The organism is Pelagibacterium sp. H642, assembly GCF_031202855.1.
Classification (GTDB): Bacteria; Pseudomonadota; Alphaproteobacteria; order Rhizobiales; family Devosiaceae; genus Pelagibacterium.
Genome location: NZ_CP101829.1, coordinates 2805642 through 2828602 on the forward strand (window position 1 = coordinate 2805642; position 22961 = coordinate 2828602).

Sequence of the window (22961 nt, forward strand, 5' to 3'; positions counted from 1 at the left end):
CCGGCGGGTTCAAACCGCCGGCCCCCCTCAATCGCGCTTCTGCGTCAGCGCCATGCCGGCGATGATCATCGCGACGCCGATAAAGCTCATGACGAGATTGCCGCCGGCGCCGCGGACGAGATCGAGCAGCACGCCAAAAACCATCTGCCCGCCGATCACCAGCATTGCCGTGTTGACGGCCCCGATGCGGGCGATCAGCCAACTTCCCGACGCGACGAAAACGACCCCGATCATGCCCCCGAGATAGGCATACCATGGCGCATCGAGAGCGCCTTGCGGCCAAAGTCCGCCGATGATGAGACCCAGGATCGTCAGCACGGCAAAGCCGACGGCATGGTTCCAGAACGAGGCGATCAGCGCGCTTGTCGAAAGCGCCAGCCGGCCATTGAGCTGGCGGGAAAGCGAAACCAGAATGCCGGCAAGCAGGGCGAAAAGAATGGCGTTGGTCATCGTCTCACCCCTGGCCGAAAATGATGATCACCGACCCGGCAAAGATCAGCGCAAGGGCGGCAAAATCCTTGAGACGCGGTATGCGCTTGGGTAGCCCGAACAATCCCCAGCGATCTGCGGCCAGCGAAAAGACGACCTGACCGGCCAGCCCGAGCGCCAAGGTGCCCGAAAGGGCGAGCGGCGAATTGACCGTCGTAGAGGTCAGCATCACGGTCACGGCACCCGATACGCCCCCGAGATAGGCCCAGAGCGGCGCGCGGAGCTTGCCGGTCCCGGTGTCCACCTGCGGCGCAAAGCGCAGCAGGGCCAGGAAGACGATCGCCGCCACGGTTCCGGTGCCATGGGCAACCCATGAGGAATAGAGCGCCCCGCCATGGAGGCCGACCAGTCCGTTGAAATCCACCATCAGCGTCAGCAGGCCGCCGCTGCCGAAGGCGAGGAGGAGGTGGAATGGCGAGGTGCGGGTGGCGGTGGTCATGTCGAATCGCTTTGCAACGGGCACGAGGCTTCTTCTGTGTATCGTCTTTTTCCACGCGGCGGATACATCGCGTTCGGTTGCGCGCCGCCAGGCGGCGGGTGCATAAGGGGGCGAGGAGAATTCGATGCCGCATCAGCACCAGACCGTCGGGGGAGGTCCCAAGAAGGTCCTCTATACGCTGCAGACCGTGGCCCGCATGGGCGTGGGCAAGGCCGCCAAGGCGCTGACGGCCAGGAACACCTGCAAGGCCTGCGCCTATGGCATGGGCGGGCAGGCGGGCGGGATGACCAATGAGCTGGGCGAATTCCCCTCTGTTTGCAACAAATCCGTACAGGCGCAATCGACCGATATCCAGCCGGCCATTCCTCACGCCATCTTCGAGCATCCGCTTGCCGATCTCAAGGAACTGACCGGCCGGGAGATGGAGCATCTGGGGCGGCTGGGCGATCCGGTCTACAAACCGGCCGGCGCGGATCGCTATTCCGTCGTTTCCTGGGACTGGGCGCTGGACCATGCCGCCGCCCGCCTTCTGGCGACGACGCCCGATCGCACCTTCTTTTATTCCTCGGGCCGCTCGTCCAACGAAGCGGGCTTCATCTTCCAGCTCCTCGCGCGCGCCTTCGGCACCAACAACGTCAACAACTGCTCGTATTATTGCCATCAGGCGACCAGCGAAGGGCTGGCGACCACGATCGGCAAGGGAACGGCGACGGTCGAGTTGGCCGATCTCAAGGGCGCCGATCTGACCTTCGTCATCGGCGCCAACCCCTCCTCGAACCATCCGCGCTTCATCCACATGCTCAAGGCCTGCCGCGACAGGGGCGGGCAGGTGATCGTCATCAATCCGGCAAGGGAACCGGGGCTGGTCAAGTTCGCGGTGCCGAAATCGCCATCCTCGATGCTCAAGGGCGGCGACGAGATCGCATCGGACTATCTCCAGCCGCGCATCGGCTCCGACATCGCGCTGATGACCGGCATCGCCCGCGCGGTGATCGAAAAGGGCCATGCCGACGAACATTTCGCCGCCGCTCATACGCGTGGCTTTGAGGCCTTCAAGGCGTCGGTGCTGGCGCAAAGCTGGGAAAGCATCGAAGAAAAGACCGGCATCTCCCGCGCCCGCATCGAAGAGATCGCCGATCGCTATGGCGAGGCTGAAAACGCCGTTTTCGCCTGGGGCATGGGCATGACGCACCACGTCCACGGCGTCGAGAATGTCGAGATGATCGCCAATCTCGCCTTGCTGCGGGGTATGGTGGGCAAGAGGTTTGCCGGCCTGCTGCCGCTGCGCGGGCACTCCAACGTGCAGGGCATCGGCACGATCGGGGTCAAGCCCGTGGTCGCCGAGGAAGTGTTCGCCGCCATGGAGCGCGCGTTCGGGATGACGCTGAGCCGGACCAAGGGCCTCGACACCATGGCTTGCCTTGCCGCCGCGCATCGCGGCGAGATGGACGCGGCGGTGATCATGGGCGGCAATCTCTATGGCGCTTCGCCGGATACCAACTGGGCCGGGGAGGCGCTCGATCGGATCGGGTTCAAGCTGTTTCTCACCACCACGCTCAATCTCGGGCATATCCACGGGCATGATGAGAGCGAAAGCCTCATCCTGCCGGTCACGGCGCGTGACGAGGAATGGGAGCCCACCACGCAGGAATCGATGTTCAATTTCGTCCGGCTCTCGGATGGCGGCATCGACAGGCTCGCCAATGTGCGCCCCGAAAGCGTCATCCTGTGCGATCTCGCCGAACGCATCCTGCCGCCCGGCCAGCTCGATTTCCGGGCGTTCAAGACCCATTCGAAGGTGCGGGAGGCGATCGCCGAGATCGTGCCGGGCATGGAGGCACTGGCCGATATCGATGTGGCCAAGCGTGAGTTCCACATCAGAAACCGGATGCTGCACGAACCCAGTTTCGGCGGGGCGGAAGGGAAGGCCAGCTTCGTCACCGTCAAGCTGCCCGAGCCCATCCGCGCGCCGGATGGAAGAACGTCACTGACCCTGGCCACCATCCGCTCGGAGGGCCAGTTCAACACCATCGTCTACGAGGACGCCGATTCCTACCGCAAGAGCGCGCCACGCTGGTCGGTGCTGCTCAACGCCGAGGATATGGCGGCGCTTGGCGTTGCCGAAGGCGATGCGGTGAATCTCGCCTCGGCGCGCGGGAAGATGACCGGGCTCAAAGCCATCGCCTTCGACATTCCGCGCGGTTCGGCGCTGGCTTATTATCCAGAGGCCAATGTGCTGGTTGGCACCGAGATCGATCCGCGTTCCAAAACTCCGGCCTTCAAATCCGTCCCGGTGTGGATCGAGCATTAGCTCACGGGATAGGCGACGAAGGCGAAGCGGCGGCTGTCGGGGGCCCAGGAATTGACGTTGATGGTTCCCTGGCCGCCGAAAAATGCGGCCACGTCGGCCATCTCGCGGCCATCGGGACGCATGCGGCGCAAGATGACGTGCCTGTCGGCCGGATGGCCCAGGGTTCCCTGAGGGTAGCTGAGATAGACGATCCATTCGCCATCAGGGGAAGGGTGCGGGAACCAGTTGACGCGTTCGTCGTGAGTCAACTGCTCGATGCCGGTTCCGTCGGGCCGCATGCGGAAAATCTGGGCATGGCCGGGCTCGGTCACGGCGCGTTCGGAATTGAAATAGATCCATTTCCCATCGGGCGAGAATTCGGGTCCGTCATTGGGCTCGGAGATGTCCGAGAGGCGTGTGTCGGGACCACCGTCGGCGGGAATGGTGAAGATGTTGGCGCGGCGGGGTTCGTCGCCTTCGACCGCCACATAGCAAAGCGTTTCGCCGTCCGGCGAAATGCCGTGGAGATAGTGCCGGAAATAGACCGAGTGGGTGTTGGAAACCTTGCGGGGCTGTCCGCCGGTGATCGGCACGGCGTAGAGATGGCCGTCATTGTTGCTCATATAGATGGTCTGGCCGTCGGGCGAGAGCACGTGATCGTTGTTGAGCCGGCGGATGGAGCCGGTATCGATGGGATCGGGCTCCGCGCTGCCATCGGCGGGCATCCGCCAGAGTTCGCCGCCGGCGTTGAAGATCAGCCATTGCCCGTCCGGCGTCCAATTGGGTGCCTCGATCACCTGGTCGGAGATGAGCACGGTGGTTTCATTGCCGCCATCGATGTCGATGGTGCGCAGTTCGGCGCGTTGCCCCGGGCGAAGTGGACGGTCACCGGGCGCGAAAAATTCCGAGAGCGAAAGCGGCGTGCGGGACTGAACAGAAATGGCGGCACCTCAGAGGACGATGACTGCAAACATCCAAGTCTTGCATCGATATGAGACGTCTGGAAGACGGTGGGGGCGCTGAGCTTCCACAGACACCGGCGCAAAAAACTTATCCCCGCCCTCTGCGCTTGCCCCATACTCCCCCTCACGACCCCGCGCATATGGACGCAAGCGCTACGAACGTTTGGGCGGGATCGGTTCGGGTTCCTCGCGGGTCGCCGTGGGGAAGGCCCAAAGCGGACAGATGGCCGGATGTGGGTAACAGGTGTGAGCGGACCACCAATCCAATCACTCCCACGTCGCACCGGGGAAACCCGGAGGGGCAGCGAGGCAATCGGCAACGAAAGCCTCAACAACCCCCAGCCCGAGAAGCCGCCATAAGCCCAAAATCCCGGACGCATGGGGCGATGATCGCTTCATACTAACAAATACAGTGCGGAGCGCTCATCGCACCATGCCGTCTATCATCATCAACCGAGGCCGGTGGTCGTCGGTCACTTTTGCTCGCCCTGTTGGACGCCAGCCTCCCATTGCGCCTCGTCGCGGCTTGGCCTACATACGGCGCCAAGATTTCCCAAGAGAATTGCAAGAGGCTCTCGCTTTATGGCGCGTCAATTCATCTACCATATGCACGGCATGTCGAAGGCCTATTCGGGCGGCAAGAAGGTCATCGACAACATGAACCTCTCGTTCTACCCCGATGCCAAGATCGGCATCCTGGGGCCGAACGGCGCCGGTAAGTCGACGCTTTTGAAAATCATGGCCGGGATCGATACCGAGTTCACCGGAGAAGCCTGGGCCGCTGACGGCGCGACGGTCGGCTATCTGCCCCAGGAGCCCCAGCTCGACGAGATGCTCGACGTCAAGGGCAATGTCATGATCGGGGTCAAGGAGAAGCAGGCGATCCTCGACCGCTATAACGAATTGATGATGAACTATTCGGACGAGACTGCCGACGAAGCCTCAAAGCTTCAGGACCAGATCGACGCCGAAAATCTCTGGGATCTCGATTCCAAGGTCGAGATGGCCATGGACGCGCTGCGCTGTCCGCCGGCCGGGGAGAACGTCACCAATCTTTCGGGCGGTGAAAAGCGCCGCGTGGCGCTGTGCCAGCTTCTGCTCAGCCAGCCCGACCTTCTGCTGCTCGACGAACCGACCAACCATTTGGACGCCGAAACCACGGCATGGCTCGAAAAGCACCTGCGCGAATATCCCGGCGCGGTGCTGATCATCACCCACGACCGCTATTTCCTCGACAATGTCACGGGCTGGATTCTTGAACTCGACCGCGGCCGGGGCATTCCGTACGAAGGCAATTACACCGCCTATCTCGATGCCAAGGCCAAGCGTTTGAAGCAGGAAAAGGCCGAAGACGCGGCGCGCTCCAAGGTGCTGGAGCGCGAAAAGGAATGGCTGGGCCAGTCGCCCCAGGCGCGGCAGACCAAATCCAAGGCGCGTATCCGGGCCTATGACGAGCTGGTCAAGATCAACGAGGCGCGCACGCAATCCTCGACGGCGCAGATCATCATTCCGCCCGGCGAACGTCTGGGCCAGAATGTCATCGACGTCGAAAATCTCTCCAAGGGGTTCGGTGACCGGCTGTTGATCGATGATCTTTCGTTCAAGCTGCCGCCGGGCGGCATCGTGGGCGTGATCGGGCCGAACGGCGCGGGCAAGTCCACCCTGTTCAAGATGCTCACCGGGCAGGAGCAGCCCGACAGCGGCTCGATCACGGTGGGCGAAACCGTGCAATTGGGCTATGTGGACCAGAGCCGCGACAGCCTCGACCCTAAAAAGAGCGTCTGGGAGGAAATCTCGGACGGCAACGACATCATCAAGCTGGGCAAGCGCGAGGTCAATTCGCGGGCCTATACCTCCTCGTTCAACTTCAAGGGCGGCGATCAGCAGCAGCCGGTGGGCACGCTTTCGGGCGGGCAGCGCAACCGGGTGCATCTGGCCAAGATGCTCAAATCTGGCGCCAACGTGCTGCTGCTCGACGAACCGACCAACGACCTCGACACCGAAACCCTCGCCGCGCTCGAAGAGGCGCTGGAGGAGTTCGCGGGCTGTGCGGTGATCATCTCGCACGACCGCATGTTCCTCGACCGCCTGGCGACGCACATCCTCGCCTTCGAGGGCGACAGCCATGTGGAATGGTTCGAAGGGAACTTCCAGGATTACGAGGCCGACAAGGTGCGGCGGCTGGGGCCCGACGCGGTCAACCCCAAGCGGGTGAGCTACAAGCCGCTGACGCGATAACGCTTTCGAATCGCTGCATGAATGGGCCGGGGGATATCCCCGGCCCATTCTTTTGGAGTAGGATCGCCTGATGACCGAACCCTTTTCCCTCCAAATCGATGACACCGTATTCACCGGGCTGGAGGCCGGGGAGGGGATTCCCGTGGTGTTCCTGCACGCCGGCGTATGCGATCGGCGCATGTGGGAAAATCAGATCGAAGCGGTGGCGGCGGCGGGGTTCTGGGGCATTGCCTATGACCGGCGCGGCTTCGGGGATACGAGCTCGCCCGATGAAGGGTTCTCCCATCTCGAAGACCTCGAAGCGGTGCTCGAAGCGCTCGACGTGCATGCGGCGGTGTTCGTTGGAGCTTCCAGCGGCGGGGCGCTGGCCATCGATTTCGCGCTGGCCAATCCCGAGCGCGTGGCGGGGCTGGTGCTGGTGGGCACCTCGATCAGCGGTGCGCGGGTGCCGCGCCTGCCGCCTGAAATCATGACCATCGCCAACGCGATGGAGGCCGTCGAAGAGAGCGGGGATTTGGACGCCATCAATGCGGTGGACGCCCATGCCTGGCTTGACGGGCCGCTGTCCGAGAGCGGGCGCGTGTCGGGAGAGATCCGCGCGCTGTTTCAGACCATGAACGGCAATATCCTGCGCAAGCCGCAATTGACCCGCGAGGACAAGCCGCAATCGGCGGTGCATGCGGTGGGCGAGATCGGGGCGCCGACGCTGCTGGTGGCGGGTGATCGCGATTTTCCGCATATCGTCAACCGCCATGACGATCTCTCCGAGGAGATGGAGAACGCATTCGCCGTGGTGATCGAGGGGACCGCGCACCTGCCCAGCCTCGAGCGGCCGGACCTTTTCAACCCGCTGCTGCTCGAATTCCTCGCCATGCTGACCGGACAGGACGACCACGAGAGCTGATCGGTTCGATCACAAACTGTGGCTGGCGGGCGCGGGCGCCCGGCGCTAAAGTTTGAATTTGCGACTCTTCTCAAAGGCCTCCCCATGACATCGATCGAAGGCGCTCCCGCAGCCAAGGGCGTGCGGTCTCCCCGCCCCACGGGTCCGGACGACAATGTCCGCCTGGGCGTGATCGCGGCTCTGGCCACCTATACGCTCTGGGGTGTGCTGCCGCTGTTCTTCAAGCTGCTCGAGGATATCGACCCGGTCGGTGTAGTGGCCAACCGCATCCTGTGTTCGCTGATTTTCGTGGCGCTGATCCTCTGGGCGCGCCGGCAGTTCGGGGAGGTGCGGACGGCGCTGCGTGATCGGCGCACCATTTTCGCCTTGTGCATCTCGGCGGTGCTGATCGCCGCCAACTGGCTGATTTTCATTTCCGCCGTCGGCAACAACCTCGTGCTTGAAGTGAGCTTTGGCTATTTCATCAATCCGCTGGTCAGCGTCGCCATCGGCATGGTGCTGCTGTCGGAAAAGTTGAGCCGGACACAGGCGGTGGCCATCGGCATCGCGATTATAGCCATCGCCATACAGGCGGTGGGGCTCGGCGCCATTCCCTGGGTGGCGCTTGCGCTGGCTCTGACGTTCGCCTTTTACGGCTATGTGCGGAAGACCGTGGGCGTGGGGTCGGCGGCGGGGCTGGCGATCGAGACACTGGTGCTCGTTCCGGTCAGCGCGATCTATATCGTCTATCTGCTGACCGGGCCGGCGCCCGATTTTTATGCCGATCCAGCAATGACGGTGCTTTTGATCCTGACGGGGCCGCTCACCGCGGTGCCGCTGGTGCTCTTTGCCTTCGCGGCCCGGCAATTGCGGCTCTCGACCATCGGGATGTTTCAATACATCGCGCCCTCGCTCCAGTTTCTGACCGCCGTTTTCCTGTTCGGTGAGGAACTGACCCCGTTACGGCTGGTCAGTTTCGGGCTGATCTGGGTGTCGCTTGCCGTTTTCTCGTATGGATCCTGGAAGGGGCGCGGCGTGCGGCCGGCCTAATTCGGTCCTCAGGCTCGCCTCGCCGACCTTGGAGACGATATCGGCGATGGCGCGGAACAGCGCTTCATAGGGCGAGTTGGCTCGCCAGGCGAGGCGCAGGATACGGGCGGCGCCGGGGGCGCCGAGGGTGTGGAACTCGATGCGCCGGTTGTGCTCCTCCCGCCTGAGGCTGATGGCCGGGAGGAGCGTGACGCCATAGCCGTTGGCCACCAACTCGAGGATGGTGGTGAGCGAGGTCGCCGCGAAGGTGCGGCCCGAAAGGTCCGGCTTGAGGGCGCAGGCGTCCACCATCTGGTCGCGCAGACAATGGCCTTCTTCGAGGAGGAGGAATTTGTCGCGCGACAGGTTGGAGAGGTTCACAGGGTCGGGCAAGGCCGATCCACGCTGGGTGGCGAGCACGAAGGGATCGGCAAACAGCGGCACCGAGGTGAGATTGCCGCGATCGGGTTCGGTGCCGATCAGGGCCAGGTCGATATCGCCATCGGCAAGTGCGGATAAAAGCCGGTCGGTCTTACCCTCGCTCACCGAAAACTGGATATCATCGAGTTGGTCGGTCAATGCCGGCAGGATGTCGGGGAGAAGGTATGGGGCAACTGTGGGGATCAGACCGAAGCGCAGGGGCCGGGCCGGGTGGCCCGCCGACATGTCGGCGAAGGTTTCGAGATCGGCGGCGGCGTTAAGGACGCGGGCGGCGTGAGCGAGGAACTCCCGGCCGAACGGGGTGAGCGCCACAGTCTTGCCGCGCCGGTCGAACAGCGGAGCGCTGCAACGCTCTTCGAGCAGGCGGATCTGCTGGGAGAGAGCGGGCTGGGTGACGTGGCAGCGCTGGGCGGCACGGCCGAAATGGCCCTCTTCGGCGATGGCCTGGGCATATTGGAGCTGACGCAGAGTGATATGCATGATTAGCTTAACTTATCACATGTGTCAGTTTTATCAATTTGCATAATTGCGATGGTGGGGGTACGAAGTCTCATCTCTTTAGAATCGGTACAAACTAGGGGAGCCTCATGTCCGACAAACCGACGATGACGACCAGCGCGGGCGCGCCCATTCCGGATAACCAGAACTCGATCACGGCCGGTCCGCGCGGCCCGGTGCTGATGCAGGACTATCAGCTCATCGAGAAGCTGGCGCATCAGAACCGCGAGCGTATCCCCGAGCGCGTGGTGCACGCCAAGGGATGGGGTGCTTATGGCACGCTCAAGATCACTGGCGACATTTCCAAGTACACCCGCGCCAAGGCGCTGCAGCCGGGCTCGGAAACCCCGCTGATCCTGCGGTTCTCGACCGTTGCCGGTGAACTGGGCGCGGCCGACGCCGAACGCGACGTGCGCGGCTTCGCCATCAAGTTCTATACCGAAGAAGGCAATTGGGACCTGGTCGGCAACAATACGCCCGTGTTCTTCGTGCGTGATCCGCTGAAGTTCCCCGACTTCATCCACACCCAGAAGCGTCACCCCAAGACGAACCTGCGTTCGGCCACCGCGATGTGGGATTTCTGGTCGCTTTCGCCCGAAAGCCTGCACCAGGTTACCATCCTAATGAGCGACCGCGGCCTCCCGGTCGCGCCGATGTTCATGAACGGCTACGGCTCGCACACCTATTCGTTCTGGAACAATGAGGGCGAGCGGTTCTGGGTGAAGTTCCACTTCAAGACCCAGCAGGGCCACAAGTTCTACACCAACGAGGAAGCAGAGCAGGTCATCGGCAAAACCCGCGAGAGCTACCAGGAAGAGCTGTTCGGGGCGATCGAAGCCGGTGAATTCCCGCGCTGGACGGTACAGGTGCAGATCATGCCCGAGGCCGATGCGGAAAAGACGTCCTACAATCCGTTCGACCTCACCAAGGTGTGGCCGCATGGGGAGTATCCGCCGATCGAGATCGGGGTGCTCGAACTCAACCGCAATCCGGAGAACTATTTCGCCGAGATCGAGCAGGTTGCCATGTCGCCGTCCAACATCGTACCGGGCATCGGCCATTCGCCCGACAAGATGCTGCAGGCGCGCGTGTTCTCCTATGCCGACGCGCACCGCTACCGCCTGGGCACCCATTACGAGGCCCTGCCGGTCAACGCCCCCAAGTGCCCGGTGCACCACTATCACCGCGACGGTCAGATGAACTTCTACGGTGGCATCAAGACCGGCAATACCGACGCCTATTACGAGCCCAACAGCTTTGGCGGGCCGGTGGAAAACAAGGATGTGCAGGAGCCGCCGCTCAAGATCTCGGGCGACGCCGACCGGTACAACCACCGCGAAGGTAATGACGATTTCGGCCAGCCGCGCGCGCTGTTCAACCTCTTTGACGAGGGCCAGAAGAAGCGTCTGTTCGCCAATATCGCCGCGGCGATGGGCGGGGTGCCGGCCGAAATCATCGAGCGCCAGTGCAAGCTGTTCGATCAGGTACACCCCGAATACGGCGCCGGTGTCCGCGCTGCGGTCGCTGCCGGCCAGCAGGAGCGTCCCGACGCGATCTCGGCTGCCGAATAGTTCGGCATCCAAAGAGCTTAAGAGGCCCGGTTCACACGAACCGGGCCTTTTTCTTGAGCGCTCGGTTTAGGTGGCTTTTTATTCAAAAGCTTGCGGTGCCATTCAGGTGGCCGAAAAGAGAGCTCTGGCAGGGTGTTGAAACATGCGGCACAAAGCCGGGGAGACCAAGATGACCGAGGCAAGAGAGAGCCTGAGAGCGTTCGCGAATTTCAGGGTGCTGAACGGAGAAGCCGATGCAGCCGAGCGCGATCATCTGATCCGCAACCTGGCGCAACTTTTCTCTTATGTGTCGGACAGGTGCGACGACGAGCAGGTCGCCCAGTATGACGAAGTTCTCTGCCAGCTCGCCGATATTGTGGAAACCGAAGCGCGGGCTCATGTCGCCGAGCTTTTGGCGCCGCTGGAGCGGGCGCCCGGATCGGTGGTGCTCAAGCTCGCCAATGACGTCATCGAAGTCGCTCGCCCTCTGCTCGAATTCTCCACCGTTCTTTCCGATGACGACCTGATCGAGATCGCCGAGCACCGGACCGAAGCGCATCGCGTGGCCATCGCGGGCCGAAAGGGGCTGGCAGGTCGTGTTGGCGAAGCGATCGCTGCGTTCGGGGCTGAGCCCTCGCTCACGCGTCTGTTGGGAAACGATCAGGCGAAACTGAGCCATAAGGCTGTCGAAAAGATCGCCGAACGCGCGCTGGAAAACCAGGCGTTTGCGCAAATGCTGCGCGGGCGCACCGATATCGATTGGGCCGAAGTGCGTGCCGAGATATCGGTCGTCGGCGCGAGGGCCCTGGAAGGGCTGGGGCTGCTGTCGCGCGCCGAAAGCCCTGCGATGGTCTCGCGGGTTCAGGCGGTGGTCTACAACCGCATCAAGAACCAGGCCGGTTTTTCGGCCCAGGAATGGAAGCTTGCCTGGAACCAGGTGAAGGCGCTCGCCGACCGTCGCCGCTTCGACCTCAAGGCCCTGCATCGGTTCACCCGGTTCGGCTATGGACACCATACGGCGGCGGGGCTCACCATGCTGCTCGAAGTGCGGCCCGAAATCGTAGTCAAATGGCTGGCGATGCAGGACTATGTGGCTTTCACCGTCGCGGCGAAGGCCATTGGCCTCGATGCCGACCTGTTCGAATCCGTGGTGAGCGTGCTGCCCTGGCGGGACATGCCCAGCCGCGCCGATATCCTCAATGTTCGCAAGCGTTATGAGGCGCTGAGCGAGGACGAAGCGGCCGGTATTTTCGAGCTGTGGCGCTCGCACGCCTTTCGTCGGCGGAGCGAAGACGCCGTAGCTTAAAACTGAGCGGTTCCGAATCTGCGCGTGCTGCCTGGCTCAATCGTTCGCTGTCAGAACCGTTTCGAGCCAGGAGCGGACCTGGCGCAAGCCGGCGAGCTCGAGTTGGCAGACCCGCCATTGCCGATCGACGGTGCGGCGGACGACACCCGCAGCTTCGAGCACCTTGAGGTGGCGTGAAATTGCCGGAGCGCTGATGGCGAATGGCGTGCTGAGTTCGCCGACCGTCATCGGCCCGTTTCGGGCTAATCGCTCGACGATGGCCCGCCGGTGCGGATCCGAGATCGCCGTGAAGATGACGGAGTTTCTGTCTTGCGTGGAGACGACGGAATTCGCGCCGATGACTCCAATTTCAGTCATTTCGCGCCCCCCGGTGAAATGGCTAAAAAATTAATGTAAAGTTACTGTCATATCTGCACGCGCCCGAGCGCTTTTCAAGCCCGATCGTCGCCTTGCCTTGACATCGATGATATAAAGATATCTTTATGTCTCGCGATCAACGTGGAATGGCGAGGGAAATCAGTGCGGCAACCGCAAGACATCGTCTTGCTGCTCAAGGCGGCCGGTGAAATCACCCGGCTGCGCCTGCTTGCCCTGCTCACACAGGGTGAGTTGAGCGTAAAGGATTTCACGGAAATCCTCGGGCAGAGCCAGCCGCGCATTTCGCGCCATCTCAAGCTTCTGGCCGATGCCGGAATCGTGACGCGGCACGCGGAAGGCGCATGGGCCTATTATCGTCTCAACCGCGACCGTGCCAGTGGCGCGTTGGCGCAGTGGGTGATCGAACACGTGGACCCGGACGCGGCAGAACTGCGGCGCGACCGGGAAAAGCTTGCCAGTCTGCGGGAGGTCCAGCGCGAGCGCGCCGCAGCGTATTTCGCCACGATCGCCCAGAGTTGGGATCGGCTGCGGAGCCTGCATGTTTCGGACGCAGCGGTCGAAGCGGCGATTGTCGAAGCGACGGGGGCTGCCAAATCGGGCTTTCTGCTCGATCTGGGCACGGGAACCGGGCGCATGCTGGAGCTACTTGCCAATCGCTACCAACACGGGATCGGTCTCGACTCCAGCCGCGAGATGCTTGCGGTGGCGCGGGCCAAGCTCGATGCGGCGGGCATCGACCATGCGCAGGTGCGGCTCGGCGATATCGCCGATCTGGGTGATTATCGCGGCGCTGCCGATCTGGTGGTGCTGCATCAGGTGCTGCACTATTTCGACGATCCCGGCACCGGCGTGGCTTTCGCCGGAGCGTGTTTGCGCCCGAGCGGCCGCATGCTGATCGTCGATTTCGCGCCGCACGATCTCGAATTCCTGCGGACCGAGCAGGCGCATCGCCGGCTCGGCATGTCCAACGAGCAGATGGCGCTCTGGGCACAGGCCTCCGATCTGGCTGTCGTTTCATGCCGCTCCTTTCCACCGACGCGCGAAGACGGCCTGACCGTGTGCCTCTGGGTGCTCGAACCAAACAAAAATCAAAACGAAAAAGGAGTCTGATCGTGGTTGCTGCGACAGGCGAAGCCCGGCTGAGCCGTCAGCCGGAGGATGGACGTCCCGATATCGAGGTGAGCTTCGAGTTCTTCCCCCCCAAGACCGATGCGATGGAAGAACGCTTCTGGGACAGCCTTTCGCGGCTTGCGCCGCTGAAGCCCCGCTTCGTTTCGGTGACCTATGGGGCGGGCGGTTCGACCCGCGAGCGCACGCTGCGCATGGTGTCTCGCATCACCAACGAAACCGGCGTTCCAGCCGCCGCTCACCTGACTTGTGTCGGCGCATCGCGCGAGGATGTGGACGCGGTGGTGCGCGGATACGCTCAAGCGGGGATCAATCGCATCGTGGCTTTGCGCGGCGATCCGCCGGAGGGAGTGGGCCAGCCGTTTACCCCGCATCCGGAAGGGTATCGCAATGCGGCGGAGTTGGTGGCGGGTATCCGCAAGATCGGCGACTTCGACATTTCGGTTGCGGCTTATCCGGAAAAGCACCCGCAAAGTCCCGATTGGGATGCCGATATCGACAATCTCAAGCGCAAGCTCGATGCGGGGGCGGATCGGGCGATCACGCAGATGTTCTTTGAGAACGGCGATTACTGGCGCTTCGTGGAGCGTGCGCGCAAGGCGGGGATCACCGCGCCGATCGTGCCGGGCATCCAGCCGATCCACAGCTTCAAGCAGATTTCGGGCTTTGCCGCGCGGTGTGGCGCATCGATCCCGCAATGGCTGGCCGACCGGTTCGAAGGGCTCGAGGAGGATCCGGAAACCCACGCCCTGGTGGCTGCGGCAGTCGCGGCCGAACAGGTTACGGAGCTGCTCGACTCCGGGGTGACCGAGTTTCATTTCTATACGCTCAACCGCTCGAACCTGGTGCTTGCGCTGGCGCGGCTGTTGGGTATCCGTCCTTAGGAGATCGTCATGTCTTGCATTTTGCAAGGCTGTGGCTGTCGCGCGGCAGCGGCATTCACTTCCCGTTCACCAAACTGCTGCCATTTTCGGAGACCAAAACGTCGCTGTGCGGGGGCACATTGGCCGTCTTGAAAGACGTGGCCGAACGGAATGCGAGACATGACACTCTCTAGACCCATTGCATCGGGCGCGATGCTCGTTCTGCTGGTTGCCGCCGTGGGCGGTGCCGCCGTGCAGCAGGGCAATGAAACTCCTGAGGCCGGTGTGGTCGAGATTTCCGATGCCACCCCGCCTGCGACGCAAAACGAGGATGCTTCGGACGCGGTGGAAACCGAAGCCGTGGACGCGGTCGAGCGCACGGCAGCAGCGCCCAATCGCGTGGTGGAAAGCGCCGGCTTTCCCGCCGTGCCGCAGGCCGAGCGCGACAGGGGACAAACCGAAACGGCGGGGCCGGTGGTGACCGTCAATGGGCGTCCGCTCGGAGCTCCCGACGAGGAAACCGAAGTCGCGCAGGAGGAGAGTGCCCAGGAGCCGGCCGATCAACCTATGGAAACGACGACGCCGGCAGCCGATGCCGATGCTGAAGAAACTCAGGTTGCGGCAGTCGAGCCGCCGCTTCCACGGCCGCGACCCGCCGACCTGCCGACGGCCGAGCCAGCGCTCGACTACGACGCCATCGCCGACGCGGCGTTTGAAGACGGCGGGCGCGATACCGTCGTTCGGCAGGAGCCTCAGGGGCTTGAGCCCATGCCCGGCGTGTCAGAGTTCGCGGGAAATTACGATCCGCGCGAGGACGAGTTGGTGGGCGTTGTCGGACCCAATGGCGAAGTGATCTGGGTCTATGAAGAACAGGTCCAAGGCATGAACGGCCGCTCGAACAGCCGGGTTTCGGTGCAGCGGCAGCAGCCGGCCAATCCGTTCGGCTTCATCTACGAGTAGATCCGGGTCCGGGTCTTTCGGCCAGCTCGATTTCGTGACATAAGACGCGTCCCCTTGGCGCGCGCATTGACGCATGAGTCTGCTTCGGCCTTGCTTGTGCCCGATTGTTGCTCACGATCGGCCGCCATTGGCAGAGGGTTCGCACGGAATTCATCTCATGTCGATCTGGCAGCAAATCGCGTCGTTCCTGGGTTCGTTCTCGCAAGGGAACGGGCTGGCGGGCGGCATCGCCAATATCCTCGATCCCGACAATTGGCTGCCGCGCGGTCGCGAGACGGCGTTCACCATGTCGATCATCGCGCTTTCCGCCAAAATGGCGGTGGCCGATGGTGTGGTGAGCCGGCGCGAGGTCATTACGTTCCATAAGCTCGTGGAAATTCCCGAAGGCGCCGACAAGCATGTCGACCGCTTCTTTGCGTTGGCGCAGCAGGACGTGGCGGGGTTCGATAGTTACGCGCGCAAGGTGCGCAAGCTGTTCAGCGACAGCCCTGCGACGCTCGAGCACGTGCTCGACGCTCTGTTCGAGATCGCAACGTCCGACGGGATCGTCCACGGGGACGAATTGGCGTATCTGGAGGCGATCAGCGAAATCTTCGGGTTCGATCCCGTCCGGTTCGAGCAGATCGCATCCCAGCATGTACTGCTGCCGACGGGGCGCCGCGACCCTTATGCGGTGCTCGGGCTGGCACCGGACGCCACCGATGAAGAACTGCGCAGGACCTATCGGCGGCTGGTCGCCGAGCACCATCCCGACAGGATGATCGCCAAGGGCGTGCCCGAGGAACTCATGGGGCTGGCGTCCGCCAAGATGGCATCGATCAACACTGCCTACCGCGACGTGACACGGGCGCGCGGCACGCGGCCGGCTTTGGCCTCGTCCGAAGCGACTTGACCCGGGGGTAGGGCGCACCCTACATCAGCGCGTCACCAGTTGACCGGGCGGCCGCCAAGCATGGCTTGGAGGAAAGTCCGGGCTCCATGAGAACACGGTGCCGGGTAACGCCCGGCGGGGGCGACCCCAGGGAAAGTGCCACAGAAAGCAAACCGCCCCGGCCTCGGCCAGGGTAAGGGTGAAAGGGTGCGGTAAGAGCGCACCGGGCGCCTGGCAACAGGAGCCGCACGGTAAACCCCACCGGGAGCAAGACCGAATAGGGACGATGGGAGCTTCGGCTCCAGCCGCGTTTTCACGGCCTGTCGTCCGGGTTGGTTGCATGAGGGTCCTGGCAACAGGGCTCGCAGATGAATGGTCGCCGCGTCCGCCTTCGGGTGGGCCCTACAGAACCCGGCTTACAGGTCAACTGGTGTCTCTTCTCCCGCCGGGACGGTTTGGGAAACAGAATCTTAAAGACTGGGATGCAATGTGGATCAAAGTGGAGCAATTCCGCTTTGATTTCGAGTTGTTGAGTTCCGGCCGACACGCGCCGGGCGCGAGTATCTGAACCAGATGGCCGAGCCGCAATCTTCCCACCAATCGGTGCTGCTGAGCGAGGTGCTCGAGGCGTTGGCGCCGCTCGAAAGTGCGCGCATCGTCGATGGCACGTTCGGCGCCGGGGGGTATTCGCGGGCGTTGTTGAACGCGGGCGTAACCGTTGTCGGGATTGATCGCGATCCGACCGTGGCGCCGTTCGTCGCGGCGCTGAAGGCCGAATTTCCCGACCGGTTCAGTTTCGTCGCCGGAGCGTTTTCCGAGCTCGATACGCTGGCCGGCGAGGCCGGCATCGATGGGATCGTTCTCGATATCGGGGTCAGCTCCATGCAGCTCGATCAGGCCGAGCGCGGATTTTCGTTCATGCGCTCGGGACCGCTCGATATGCGCATGAGCCGGGAAGGGGAAAGCGCCGCGGATCTGGTCAACACCCTGAGCGAAACCGATCTGGCCAATCTCATTTTCGCTTTCGGCGAGGAGCGCGCTTCGCGCCGGATCGCCAAGGCAATCGTTGCGGCGCGGGCCAGTGAGCCGATCAACGATACGCTGGCGTTGGCCCAGATCATCGAAAAGGCGGTTGGCCGCAAGCCGGGCGCACCGCATCCGGCCACCCGGACGTTCCAGGCGCTGCGCATCGCCGTCAATGGCGAGTTCGACGAGTTGGTCGAAGCGCTCTATGCCGCCGAACGCATCCTGCCCGAAGGTGGGCGGCTGGCGGTAGTGACCTTCCATTCGCTGGAGGACCGGATCGTCAAGCGCTTCTTTGACCAGAGCAAGACCGCCGCGCCGCAATCGCGGCACCTGCCGCAGGTTGAGCCCGTCGAAACCCGGTGGGCGCCGGTGCGCAAGGCGATCAAGGCCGGAGCGGTCGAACTCGAGCGCAATGCCCGGTCGCGCTCGGCAACACTGCGCAGCGCAGTTCGGACCGCAGCACCGGCCCGCGCAGTGCAGACGGCAGGGCTCGGGGTTCCAGGTTTCAGGCGAGGTGCGGCATGAGCCGATTTCTGCATCGCCTCAATATCATCCTTGGCATCGTCGCGGTGATCGCGGTGGTCGCCGTCTACTCGCAAAAGCACATGGCGGAACTGACGGCTGAGGAGATCGGGCGGATCGAGGCGGCTATCGCCAAGCAGCAGGCCGATCTTTCGATCCTCAAGGCCGATTGGGCCTATCTCAATCAGCCGACGCATATCCAGCCCATCATCGACCGTCACAACGACGTGCTCAATCTGCAGGTGGCCGAAGTCGAGCAATTCGGCAGCTTTTCCGACCTGCCCATGCGCCCGCAGCAGCGGCTCGATACCGAAGCGCTCGACGCGCTGTTCGAGACGATCGAGGAGGGCGAGGATCCGATCGGTTCGCTCCTGGAGGGGCTGCTATGAGCGCCATAACCCCCGACCACGATACGATTTCCCTCGACGGCGCGCGAAAGGCTCGCGGCAATCTCACCGGTGCGCGCATCCGCTGGGCCATGGTGTTCGTGCTGCTGGTGTTCTCGGTGATGTTCGGCCGCCTGATCTGGCTGGGCAATGTCGAAGTCGATACCAGCATCGAAGGCCAGACGCGCGATGCGATCATGGCTTCGCGCCCCTCGATCCTGGATCGCAACGGGCTGGAAATGGCCGTCGACATCCGCGTGCCCTCGCTGTTTGCCGAGCCACGGCGCATCATCGACGTGGACGAGGCCGCCGATGCCATTCTGACCGTCTTGCCCGATCTCGATCCCGCCTGGCTTCGCAACCGGCTGACTGGGGATCGCGGCTTTGTATGGATCGCGCGTGAACTGACGCCCGCCCAGCAGGACCGGATCATGCGGCTGGGCATTCCCGGACTTGATTTTCTCGAGGAAAGCAAGCGCTTCTACCCCGGCGGGACGGTGGCCTCGCATGTGATGGGCGCAGTGAACATCGACAATGTCGGGATCGCGGGCATTGAAAAGCATCTCGACGACGACAACCTTGCGCTGCTGCAGAATTTGGGGCTGGCGCGTGACAGCGCGCTGACGCCGGTCAATCTTTCGATCGATCTGCGTGTGCAGCACATCCTCCACGACGAGCTTGTCGATGCGCTCGAGCGCTATCAGGCAATTGCGGCGGCTGGCGCGATCATGAACGTCAATACCGGCGAGATCGTCGCCATGGCGTCGCTCCCCGATTTCGATCCCAACGCGCCTGCCACCATGCTGCAGGAAGGCCATTTCAACCGGATCACCGCCGCCAAGTTCGAGCCGGGTTCGACCTTCAAGACCGTCACAATGGCGGCAACGCTCGACAGCGGCGCGGTGCGGATTACCGACCAGATCGATGCGCGCTTCGGTGTGCGTTTCGGGCGCTACACCATCGAGGATTTCCACGGCAAGTACCGCATCCTCTCGGTTCCCGAAGTTTACCAGTACTCGTCCAATATCGGCACCATCAAGATGATGCAGGCGATGGGCAAGGACAATTTCCGCGCTTTCATCGAGCGGATGGGTTTTGACGGGGCGCCGCCGATCGAGTTACCCGAAGTGACCCAGTCGGCGGTTCCAGCTAATTTCTCGGAAGTGGGCGCTGCAACCGCCTCGTTCGGCCACGGGCTGAGCGTGACCCCCTTGCAGACGCTGCGCGCGATCAGCGCGTTCGTAAATGGCGGCAAGCTTGTCGAGCCGACCCTGTTCCCGCGCACGGAAGCCGAGGCCATGGCCGATGCGCCTCAGGTGATTTCGGAGCAGACGAGCCTTTATATCCGTTATCTGATGCGTCTCAATGCGTTGTCGGGTTCGGGCAGCCGCGGCAATGCCATCGCTGAGGGCTATCGCTGGGGCGGCAAGACGGGCACCGCAGAAAAGGTCGTCGATGGACGATATTCGAGCGAAAAGAGCCTGGCCTTCTTCGTTTCTGCTTTCCCGCTCGACAATCCGCAATATGCAATGATCGTTCTGGTGGACGAGCCGAGGCCGGAGAATGAGCAGTCGGGCCGTACGGCTGGCTGGAACGCTGGCGAGATGTCCGGCCGGATCGTGACGCGGATCGCTCCTATGCTCGGAATTCAGCCAAATCTCGATCCAATGATTGACACGCAACTGGTTCCCGTCGAATTGAGGGCCGGATTGCAGCAATCGCCGGTGTCGAGCACCGGACTCTGATCGGCCAATGCCGGAAACATGGGATATTTGACCTTGCCGTATTCGCTTGTCGACGTTCTCGGTGGCGCGCAAAGTGCCAAAGGCGCGGCCGGGATCGCCATAACGGGGCTTAACGCCGATAGCCGTCTGGTGGGAAAGGGAGAGGCATTCTTCGCGCTTCCCGGCACGCGGGGGCACGGCGTCGAGTATGCGCATGAGGTCGTGGGGCGTGGGGCCGCGGCAATCGTGACCGATACGCCGCCGCAGGCCGATCCGGGCATTCCGGTGGTGATTGTTCCCGATGTCCGCGCTGCCTACGCCCATGCCGCCGCGTTTGTGAGCGGGCCGCAACCTGTCCATTGCGTTGGCGTAACCGGCACCAACGGCAAGACCTCGGTGGTCTCTTTCGTGCGACAGATCTGGGCCTATGCCGGTATGCGCGGGGCGAGCCTGGGAACGCTGGGCCTGACGGTCGGCGACACGCTGGTGCCTGGCGAGCTGACGACGCCCGATGCGCTGACGCTGCATCGCACGCTTGCCGATCTCAAGGCGCAGGGCATCGACCATGTGGCCATAGAAGCATCGAGCCATGGCATCGACCAGCGGCGCCTCGACGGGGTGAAGTTCCAGGCCGTGGCTTTCACCAACCTCTATCGCGACCATCTCGATTATCACCATGATATCGACAGCTATCGCGATGCCAAGCTGAGGCTGTTTCGGGAACTGATCGACGAGACGACAACCGCTGTCGTCAATTGCGAAACCGAAGAAGGCACCACCTTCATGTTCACGGCGCTGGATCGGGGTGCAACCGTTTTCACGGTTGGCGAGGGCGGGGCGCATATCGACGTCACCGAGGTCACGCCCGAGGGGCGCGGGCAGCGGATCAAGGGCAAGCTGGTGGGCGAGGATTTCGAGGTGCTGCTGCCGCTGGTTGGGCGCTTCCAGGTTTCCAACGCGGTGGTCGCTGCCGGACTGGCGATGGCGAGCGGGGTGCCCAACGACGTCGCGATCGAGGCGCTGGGGCATCTGCAGGGCGCCAAGGGACGGCTGGAATTTGTCGGGAGCCGCGATGGCGGCAACGTCTTTATCGACTATTCGCACAAGCCCGAAGCGCTCAAGGTGGTGCTGGAAACCCTTCGACCCTTCACCAAGGGAAGGTTGATCGTAGTCTTTGGTTGCGGCGGGGATCGCGACCGGGGCAAGCGGCCCGAAATGGGCAAGATTGCCGTCGATCTGGCTGATCTGGCGATCGTCACCGACGACAACCCGCGTACCGAAGATGCCGCCGCCATTCGCGCCGAAATCCTGGCCGCGGCGCCCGGGGCGCTCGAGATTGGCGACCGGGCGGAGGCCATCGGTCACGCAATCGCCGAAATGGGGCCTAACGATACGGTCCTGGTGGCCGGCAAGGGGCACGAGGATTATCAGATCATCGGCAAGACCAAGCACCATTTCTCGGATCATGAAGTCGTCCGCTCGGCCCTTGGCGAGTAGGGGCTGATGGACGCGCTCTATTCGATCTCCGAGATCGTCGCGGCGACGGGTGGCAGTACCGAGGGTGTCGCTGCCGGTGCGGTATCTTCGATCTCGATCGATTCCCGCGAGATTGCGCCGGGAGCGCTTTTCGTTGCCATCAAGGGCGAAAATTTCGACGGGCACGATTTCGTTGGCAAGGCGATAGAAGCCGGGGCCGTGGCCGCGCTGGTCAGCCGCGAGAAGGCAGAGGCGCTGGCCGGACTGCCGCTGATTGTCGTCGAGGACGCGCTCGAAGGGCTCAATGAACTCGCGCGGTTTTCGCGCAGCCGGTCGAAGGCGCGCATCGTGGCGGTGACCGGGAGCGTGGGGAAGACCTCGACCAAGGAGGCGATCCGGGTGGCGCTGGAGGCGAGCGGGAAGACGCACGCCTCGATCAAGAGCTTCAACAATCACTGGGGCGTGCCGTTGATGCTGGCGCGCATGCCGGCGGATGCCCAATTCGGCGTTTTCGAGATCGGCATGAACCATGCCGGGGAAATCACGCCGCTGTCTCGCCTCGTGCGGCCGCATGTGGCGGTGATCACCACCGTCGCGCCGGCGCATCTGGAATTCTTTCCCTCGGTGGAGGCCATTGCCGACGCCAAGGCGGAGATTTTCTCCGGCGTCGAGCCGGGCGGGGCGGCGATTCTCGGGCGCGATCACGAGCATGTCGAGAGGCTGATCGATGCCGCCGGGACGGCAGGTCTGGCGCCGCTGACCTACGGTTTCGAGGCGGCGGATGTGACGATCTCCGATTACCATCCCACGCCGGACGGCGGGGCCGCGAGAGTGAGCGGCGATGGGCTGTCGCTGGAGATTGCAACCGCTACGGCGGGGCGGCACATGCTGGCCAATGCCGTGGCGGCGCTGCTGGTGGCGCGGGCGCTTGGGGCCGATGTGGAAACATCGGTTGCAGCTTTGGCCCGGCACGGAGCGCCGGAAGGCCGTGGGGTGGCGTCGCTTCTCGGTGATCGGGCCAATCCCCTCAGGCTCATCGATGAGAGTTATAACGCCAACCCCACCTCGATGCGCGCGGCGCTCGAGGTGTTCGCGGATATGCCGACGGCAGGCCGCAGAGTGCTGGTGCTTGGGGACATGCGTGAGCTGGGTGCGGCGGCCGAGGACTACCATGCCGAGCTCGCTCCGGCGGTCGTTTCGGCCAGGCCTGATCTCGTGTTTCTCGTCGGCCGGCATATGGGTGCGCTGGACGCGGCCTTGCCGGCGGGGCTTGTGGCCAAGCGGACACAGGCTGTGGACGAGATCACGCAGGATGTTTTGCAAACGCTTGCGCCGGGCGACTCAGTTATGCTCAAGGGATCGAACGGGGTGCGGCTGGGCACGCTGGTGGCCCGCATACGCGATACGTTCGGTACGCCGTAGTTTTGTTGGTTGCGCCAAAAAGGCGCGCGTTTTTACTTCCGTTTCCGGGTGCTGGAAACGCTCCAGAGGCACAGACCAAG

20 protein-coding genes and 1 other RNA gene are annotated in these 22961 nt (G+C 63.2%); 16 read left to right on the forward strand and 5 right to left on the reverse strand.

Features of this window, described 5'->3' with window-relative positions:
• Positions 1–27: 27 nt before the first annotated feature.
• A complete protein-coding gene (locus tag NO934_RS13795) occupies positions 28–450 on the reverse strand; it encodes a DMT family transporter (RefSeq protein WP_309160544.1) in 423 nt (140 codons plus the stop codon).
• Positions 451–454: 4 nt separating this feature from the next.
• Positions 455–928, reverse strand: coding sequence for a DMT family transporter (locus tag NO934_RS13800; protein ID WP_309160545.1), 474 nt, complete (start codon positions 926–928; stop codon positions 455–457).
• Positions 929–1052: 124 nt separating this feature from the next.
• Between NO934_RS13800 and NO934_RS13805 the strand changes: the two genes are divergently transcribed.
• Positions 1053–3239, forward strand: a complete 2187-nt coding sequence (locus tag NO934_RS13805; protein ID WP_309160546.1) for an FdhF/YdeP family oxidoreductase — start codon at positions 1053–1055, stop codon at positions 3237–3239.
• On the opposite strand, the gene NO934_RS13810 is transcribed toward NO934_RS13805, so the two are convergent.
• Complete coding sequence (locus NO934_RS13810; RefSeq protein ID WP_309160547.1) at positions 3236–4033, reverse strand: biopolymer transporter Tol; 798 nt, start codon at positions 4031–4033, stop codon at positions 3236–3238. The two genes, NO934_RS13805 and NO934_RS13810, sit on opposite strands and share 4 nt — an antisense overlap.
• A 729-nt stretch (positions 4034–4762) precedes the next feature.
• Between NO934_RS13810 and ettA the strand changes: the two genes are divergently transcribed.
• The 3 genes from ettA (at position 4763) to rarD (ending at position 8351) form a co-directional block, all read left to right on the forward strand.
• Entirely contained in the window at positions 4763–6418 is a 1656-nt protein-coding gene (ettA, locus tag NO934_RS13815) for an energy-dependent translational throttle protein EttA (RefSeq protein ID WP_309160548.1), read from the forward strand.
• A gap of 70 nt (positions 6419–6488) precedes the next feature.
• Positions 6489–7322: an alpha/beta hydrolase gene (locus NO934_RS13820; protein ID WP_309160549.1), complete on the forward strand. Its 834-nt coding sequence runs from the start codon at positions 6489–6491 to the stop codon at positions 7320–7322.
• A gap of 84 nt (positions 7323–7406) precedes the next feature.
• A complete protein-coding gene (gene rarD / locus NO934_RS13825; RefSeq protein WP_309160550.1) occupies positions 7407–8351 on the forward strand; it encodes an EamA family transporter RarD in 945 nt (314 codons plus the stop codon).
• Here rarD and NO934_RS13830 read toward each other — a convergent pair.
• Positions 8262–9251 (reverse strand): LysR substrate-binding domain-containing protein, encoded by a 990-nt coding sequence (locus NO934_RS13830; RefSeq protein WP_309160551.1) that lies wholly within the window; start codon positions 9249–9251, stop codon positions 8262–8264. The genes rarD and NO934_RS13830 overlap by 90 nt on opposite strands.
• Positions 9252–9358: 107 nt before the next feature.
• On the opposite strand from NO934_RS13830, the gene katA reads away from it, so the two are divergent.
• Both katA and NO934_RS13840 read left to right on the forward strand, forming a co-directional pair.
• Positions 9359–10840 (forward strand): catalase KatA, encoded by a 1482-nt coding sequence (gene katA, locus NO934_RS13835; protein WP_309160552.1) that lies wholly within the window; start codon positions 9359–9361, stop codon positions 10838–10840.
• 169 nt (positions 10841–11009) lie between these two features.
• Positions 11010–12125: a DUF2336 domain-containing protein gene (locus NO934_RS13840; protein ID WP_309160553.1), complete on the forward strand. Its 1116-nt coding sequence runs from the start codon at positions 11010–11012 to the stop codon at positions 12123–12125.
• A gap of 36 nt (positions 12126–12161) precedes the next feature.
• On the opposite strand, the gene NO934_RS13845 is transcribed toward NO934_RS13840, so the two are convergent.
• Positions 12162–12482 (reverse strand): metalloregulator ArsR/SmtB family transcription factor, encoded by a 321-nt coding sequence (locus NO934_RS13845; RefSeq protein ID WP_309160554.1) that lies wholly within the window; start codon positions 12480–12482, stop codon positions 12162–12164.
• Between the two features lie 162 nt (positions 12483–12644).
• Between NO934_RS13845 and NO934_RS13850 the strand changes: the two genes are divergently transcribed.
• The 10 genes from NO934_RS13850 to murF all read left to right on the forward strand — a co-directional run bounded on the left by NO934_RS13850 (position 12645) and on the right by murF (position 22881).
• Positions 12645–13613 carry a metalloregulator ArsR/SmtB family transcription factor gene (locus NO934_RS13850; RefSeq protein ID WP_309160555.1) on the forward strand — a complete coding sequence of 323 codons (969 nt, stop codon included), beginning with the start codon at positions 12645–12647 and terminating at the stop codon, positions 13611–13613.
• A 2-nt stretch (positions 13614–13615) separates the two neighbouring features.
• Positions 13616–14515, forward strand: a complete 900-nt coding sequence (gene metF, locus NO934_RS13855; RefSeq protein ID WP_309160556.1) for a methylenetetrahydrofolate reductase [NAD(P)H] — start codon at positions 13616–13618, stop codon at positions 14513–14515.
• 159 nt (positions 14516–14674) lie between these two features.
• Positions 14675–15454: a hypothetical protein gene (locus NO934_RS13860; RefSeq protein WP_309160557.1), complete on the forward strand. Its 780-nt coding sequence runs from the start codon at positions 14675–14677 to the stop codon at positions 15452–15454.
• Between the two features lie 157 nt (positions 15455–15611).
• The gene (locus NO934_RS13865; protein WP_309160558.1) at positions 15612–16346 is read left to right on the forward strand and encodes a DnaJ family molecular chaperone; all 735 of its coding nucleotides are present in this window, start codon (positions 15612–15614) and stop codon (positions 16344–16346) included.
• Positions 16347–16381: 35 nt separating this feature from the next.
• Positions 16382–16760: RNase P RNA component class A (gene rnpB, locus NO934_RS13870), an RNA gene on the forward strand.
• Between the two features lie 138 nt (positions 16761–16898).
• Entirely contained in the window at positions 16899–17876 is a 978-nt protein-coding gene (gene rsmH, locus NO934_RS13875; protein WP_309160559.1) for a 16S rRNA (cytosine(1402)-N(4))-methyltransferase RsmH, read from the forward strand.
• Positions 17873–18262, forward strand: a complete 390-nt coding sequence (locus NO934_RS13880; RefSeq protein WP_309160560.1) for a hypothetical protein — start codon at positions 17873–17875, stop codon at positions 18260–18262. Before rsmH ends, NO934_RS13880 begins: the two co-directional genes overlap by 4 nt.
• Positions 18259–20004, forward strand: a complete 1746-nt coding sequence (locus tag NO934_RS13885) for a penicillin-binding protein 2 (protein WP_309160561.1) — start codon at positions 18259–18261, stop codon at positions 20002–20004. The genes NO934_RS13880 and NO934_RS13885 overlap by 4 nt, the downstream gene beginning before the upstream one ends.
• Before the next feature lie 33 nt (positions 20005–20037).
• Positions 20038–21480 carry a UDP-N-acetylmuramoyl-L-alanyl-D-glutamate--2,6-diaminopimelate ligase gene (locus NO934_RS13890; RefSeq protein ID WP_309160562.1) on the forward strand — a complete coding sequence of 481 codons (1443 nt, stop codon included), beginning with the start codon at positions 20038–20040 and terminating at the stop codon, positions 21478–21480.
• Between the two features lie 6 nt (positions 21481–21486).
• Entirely contained in the window at positions 21487–22881 is a 1395-nt protein-coding gene (gene murF, locus NO934_RS13895) for a UDP-N-acetylmuramoyl-tripeptide--D-alanyl-D-alanine ligase (RefSeq protein ID WP_309160563.1), read from the forward strand.
• Positions 22882–22961: the final 80 nt, after the last annotated feature.

Bases quoted from the DNA above. Each gene is read 5' to 3' on its own strand.
- NO934_RS13795 (WP_309160544.1), bottom strand. From the start codon at position 450: ATGACCAACGCCATTCTTTTCGCCCTGCTTGCCGGCATTCTGGTTTCG.
- NO934_RS13800 (WP_309160545.1), bottom strand. From the start codon at position 928: ATGACCACCGCCACCCGCACCTCGCCATTCCACCTCCTCCTCGCCTTC.
- NO934_RS13805 (WP_309160546.1), top strand. From the start codon at position 1,053: ATGCCGCATCAGCACCAGACCGTCGGGGGAGGTCCCAAGAAGGTCCTC.
- ettA (WP_309160548.1), top strand. From the start codon at position 4,763: ATGGCGCGTCAATTCATCTACCATATGCACGGCATGTCGAAGGCCTAT.
- NO934_RS13820 (WP_309160549.1), top strand. From the start codon at position 6,489: ATGACCGAACCCTTTTCCCTCCAAATCGATGACACCGTATTCACCGGG.
- rarD (WP_309160550.1), top strand. From the start codon at position 7,407: ATGACATCGATCGAAGGCGCTCCCGCAGCCAAGGGCGTGCGGTCTCCC.
- NO934_RS13830 (WP_309160551.1), bottom strand. From the start codon at position 9,251: ATGCATATCACTCTGCGTCAGCTCCAATATGCCCAGGCCATCGCCGAA.
- katA (WP_309160552.1), top strand. From the start codon at position 9,359: ATGTCCGACAAACCGACGATGACGACCAGCGCGGGCGCGCCCATTCCG.
- NO934_RS13840 (WP_309160553.1), top strand. From the start codon at position 11,010: ATGACCGAGGCAAGAGAGAGCCTGAGAGCGTTCGCGAATTTCAGGGTG.
- NO934_RS13845 (WP_309160554.1), bottom strand. From the start codon at position 12,482: ATGACTGAAATTGGAGTCATCGGCGCGAATTCCGTCGTCTCCACGCAA.
- NO934_RS13860 (WP_309160557.1), top strand. From the start codon at position 14,675: ATGACACTCTCTAGACCCATTGCATCGGGCGCGATGCTCGTTCTGCTG.
- NO934_RS13865 (WP_309160558.1), top strand. From the start codon at position 15,612: ATGTCGATCTGGCAGCAAATCGCGTCGTTCCTGGGTTCGTTCTCGCAA.
- rsmH (WP_309160559.1), top strand. From the start codon at position 16,899: ATGGCCGAGCCGCAATCTTCCCACCAATCGGTGCTGCTGAGCGAGGTG.
- NO934_RS13880 (WP_309160560.1), top strand. From the start codon at position 17,873: ATGAGCCGATTTCTGCATCGCCTCAATATCATCCTTGGCATCGTCGCG.
- NO934_RS13885 (WP_309160561.1), top strand. From the start codon at position 18,259: ATGAGCGCCATAACCCCCGACCACGATACGATTTCCCTCGACGGCGCG.
- murF (WP_309160563.1), top strand. From the start codon at position 21,487: ATGGACGCGCTCTATTCGATCTCCGAGATCGTCGCGGCGACGGGTGGC.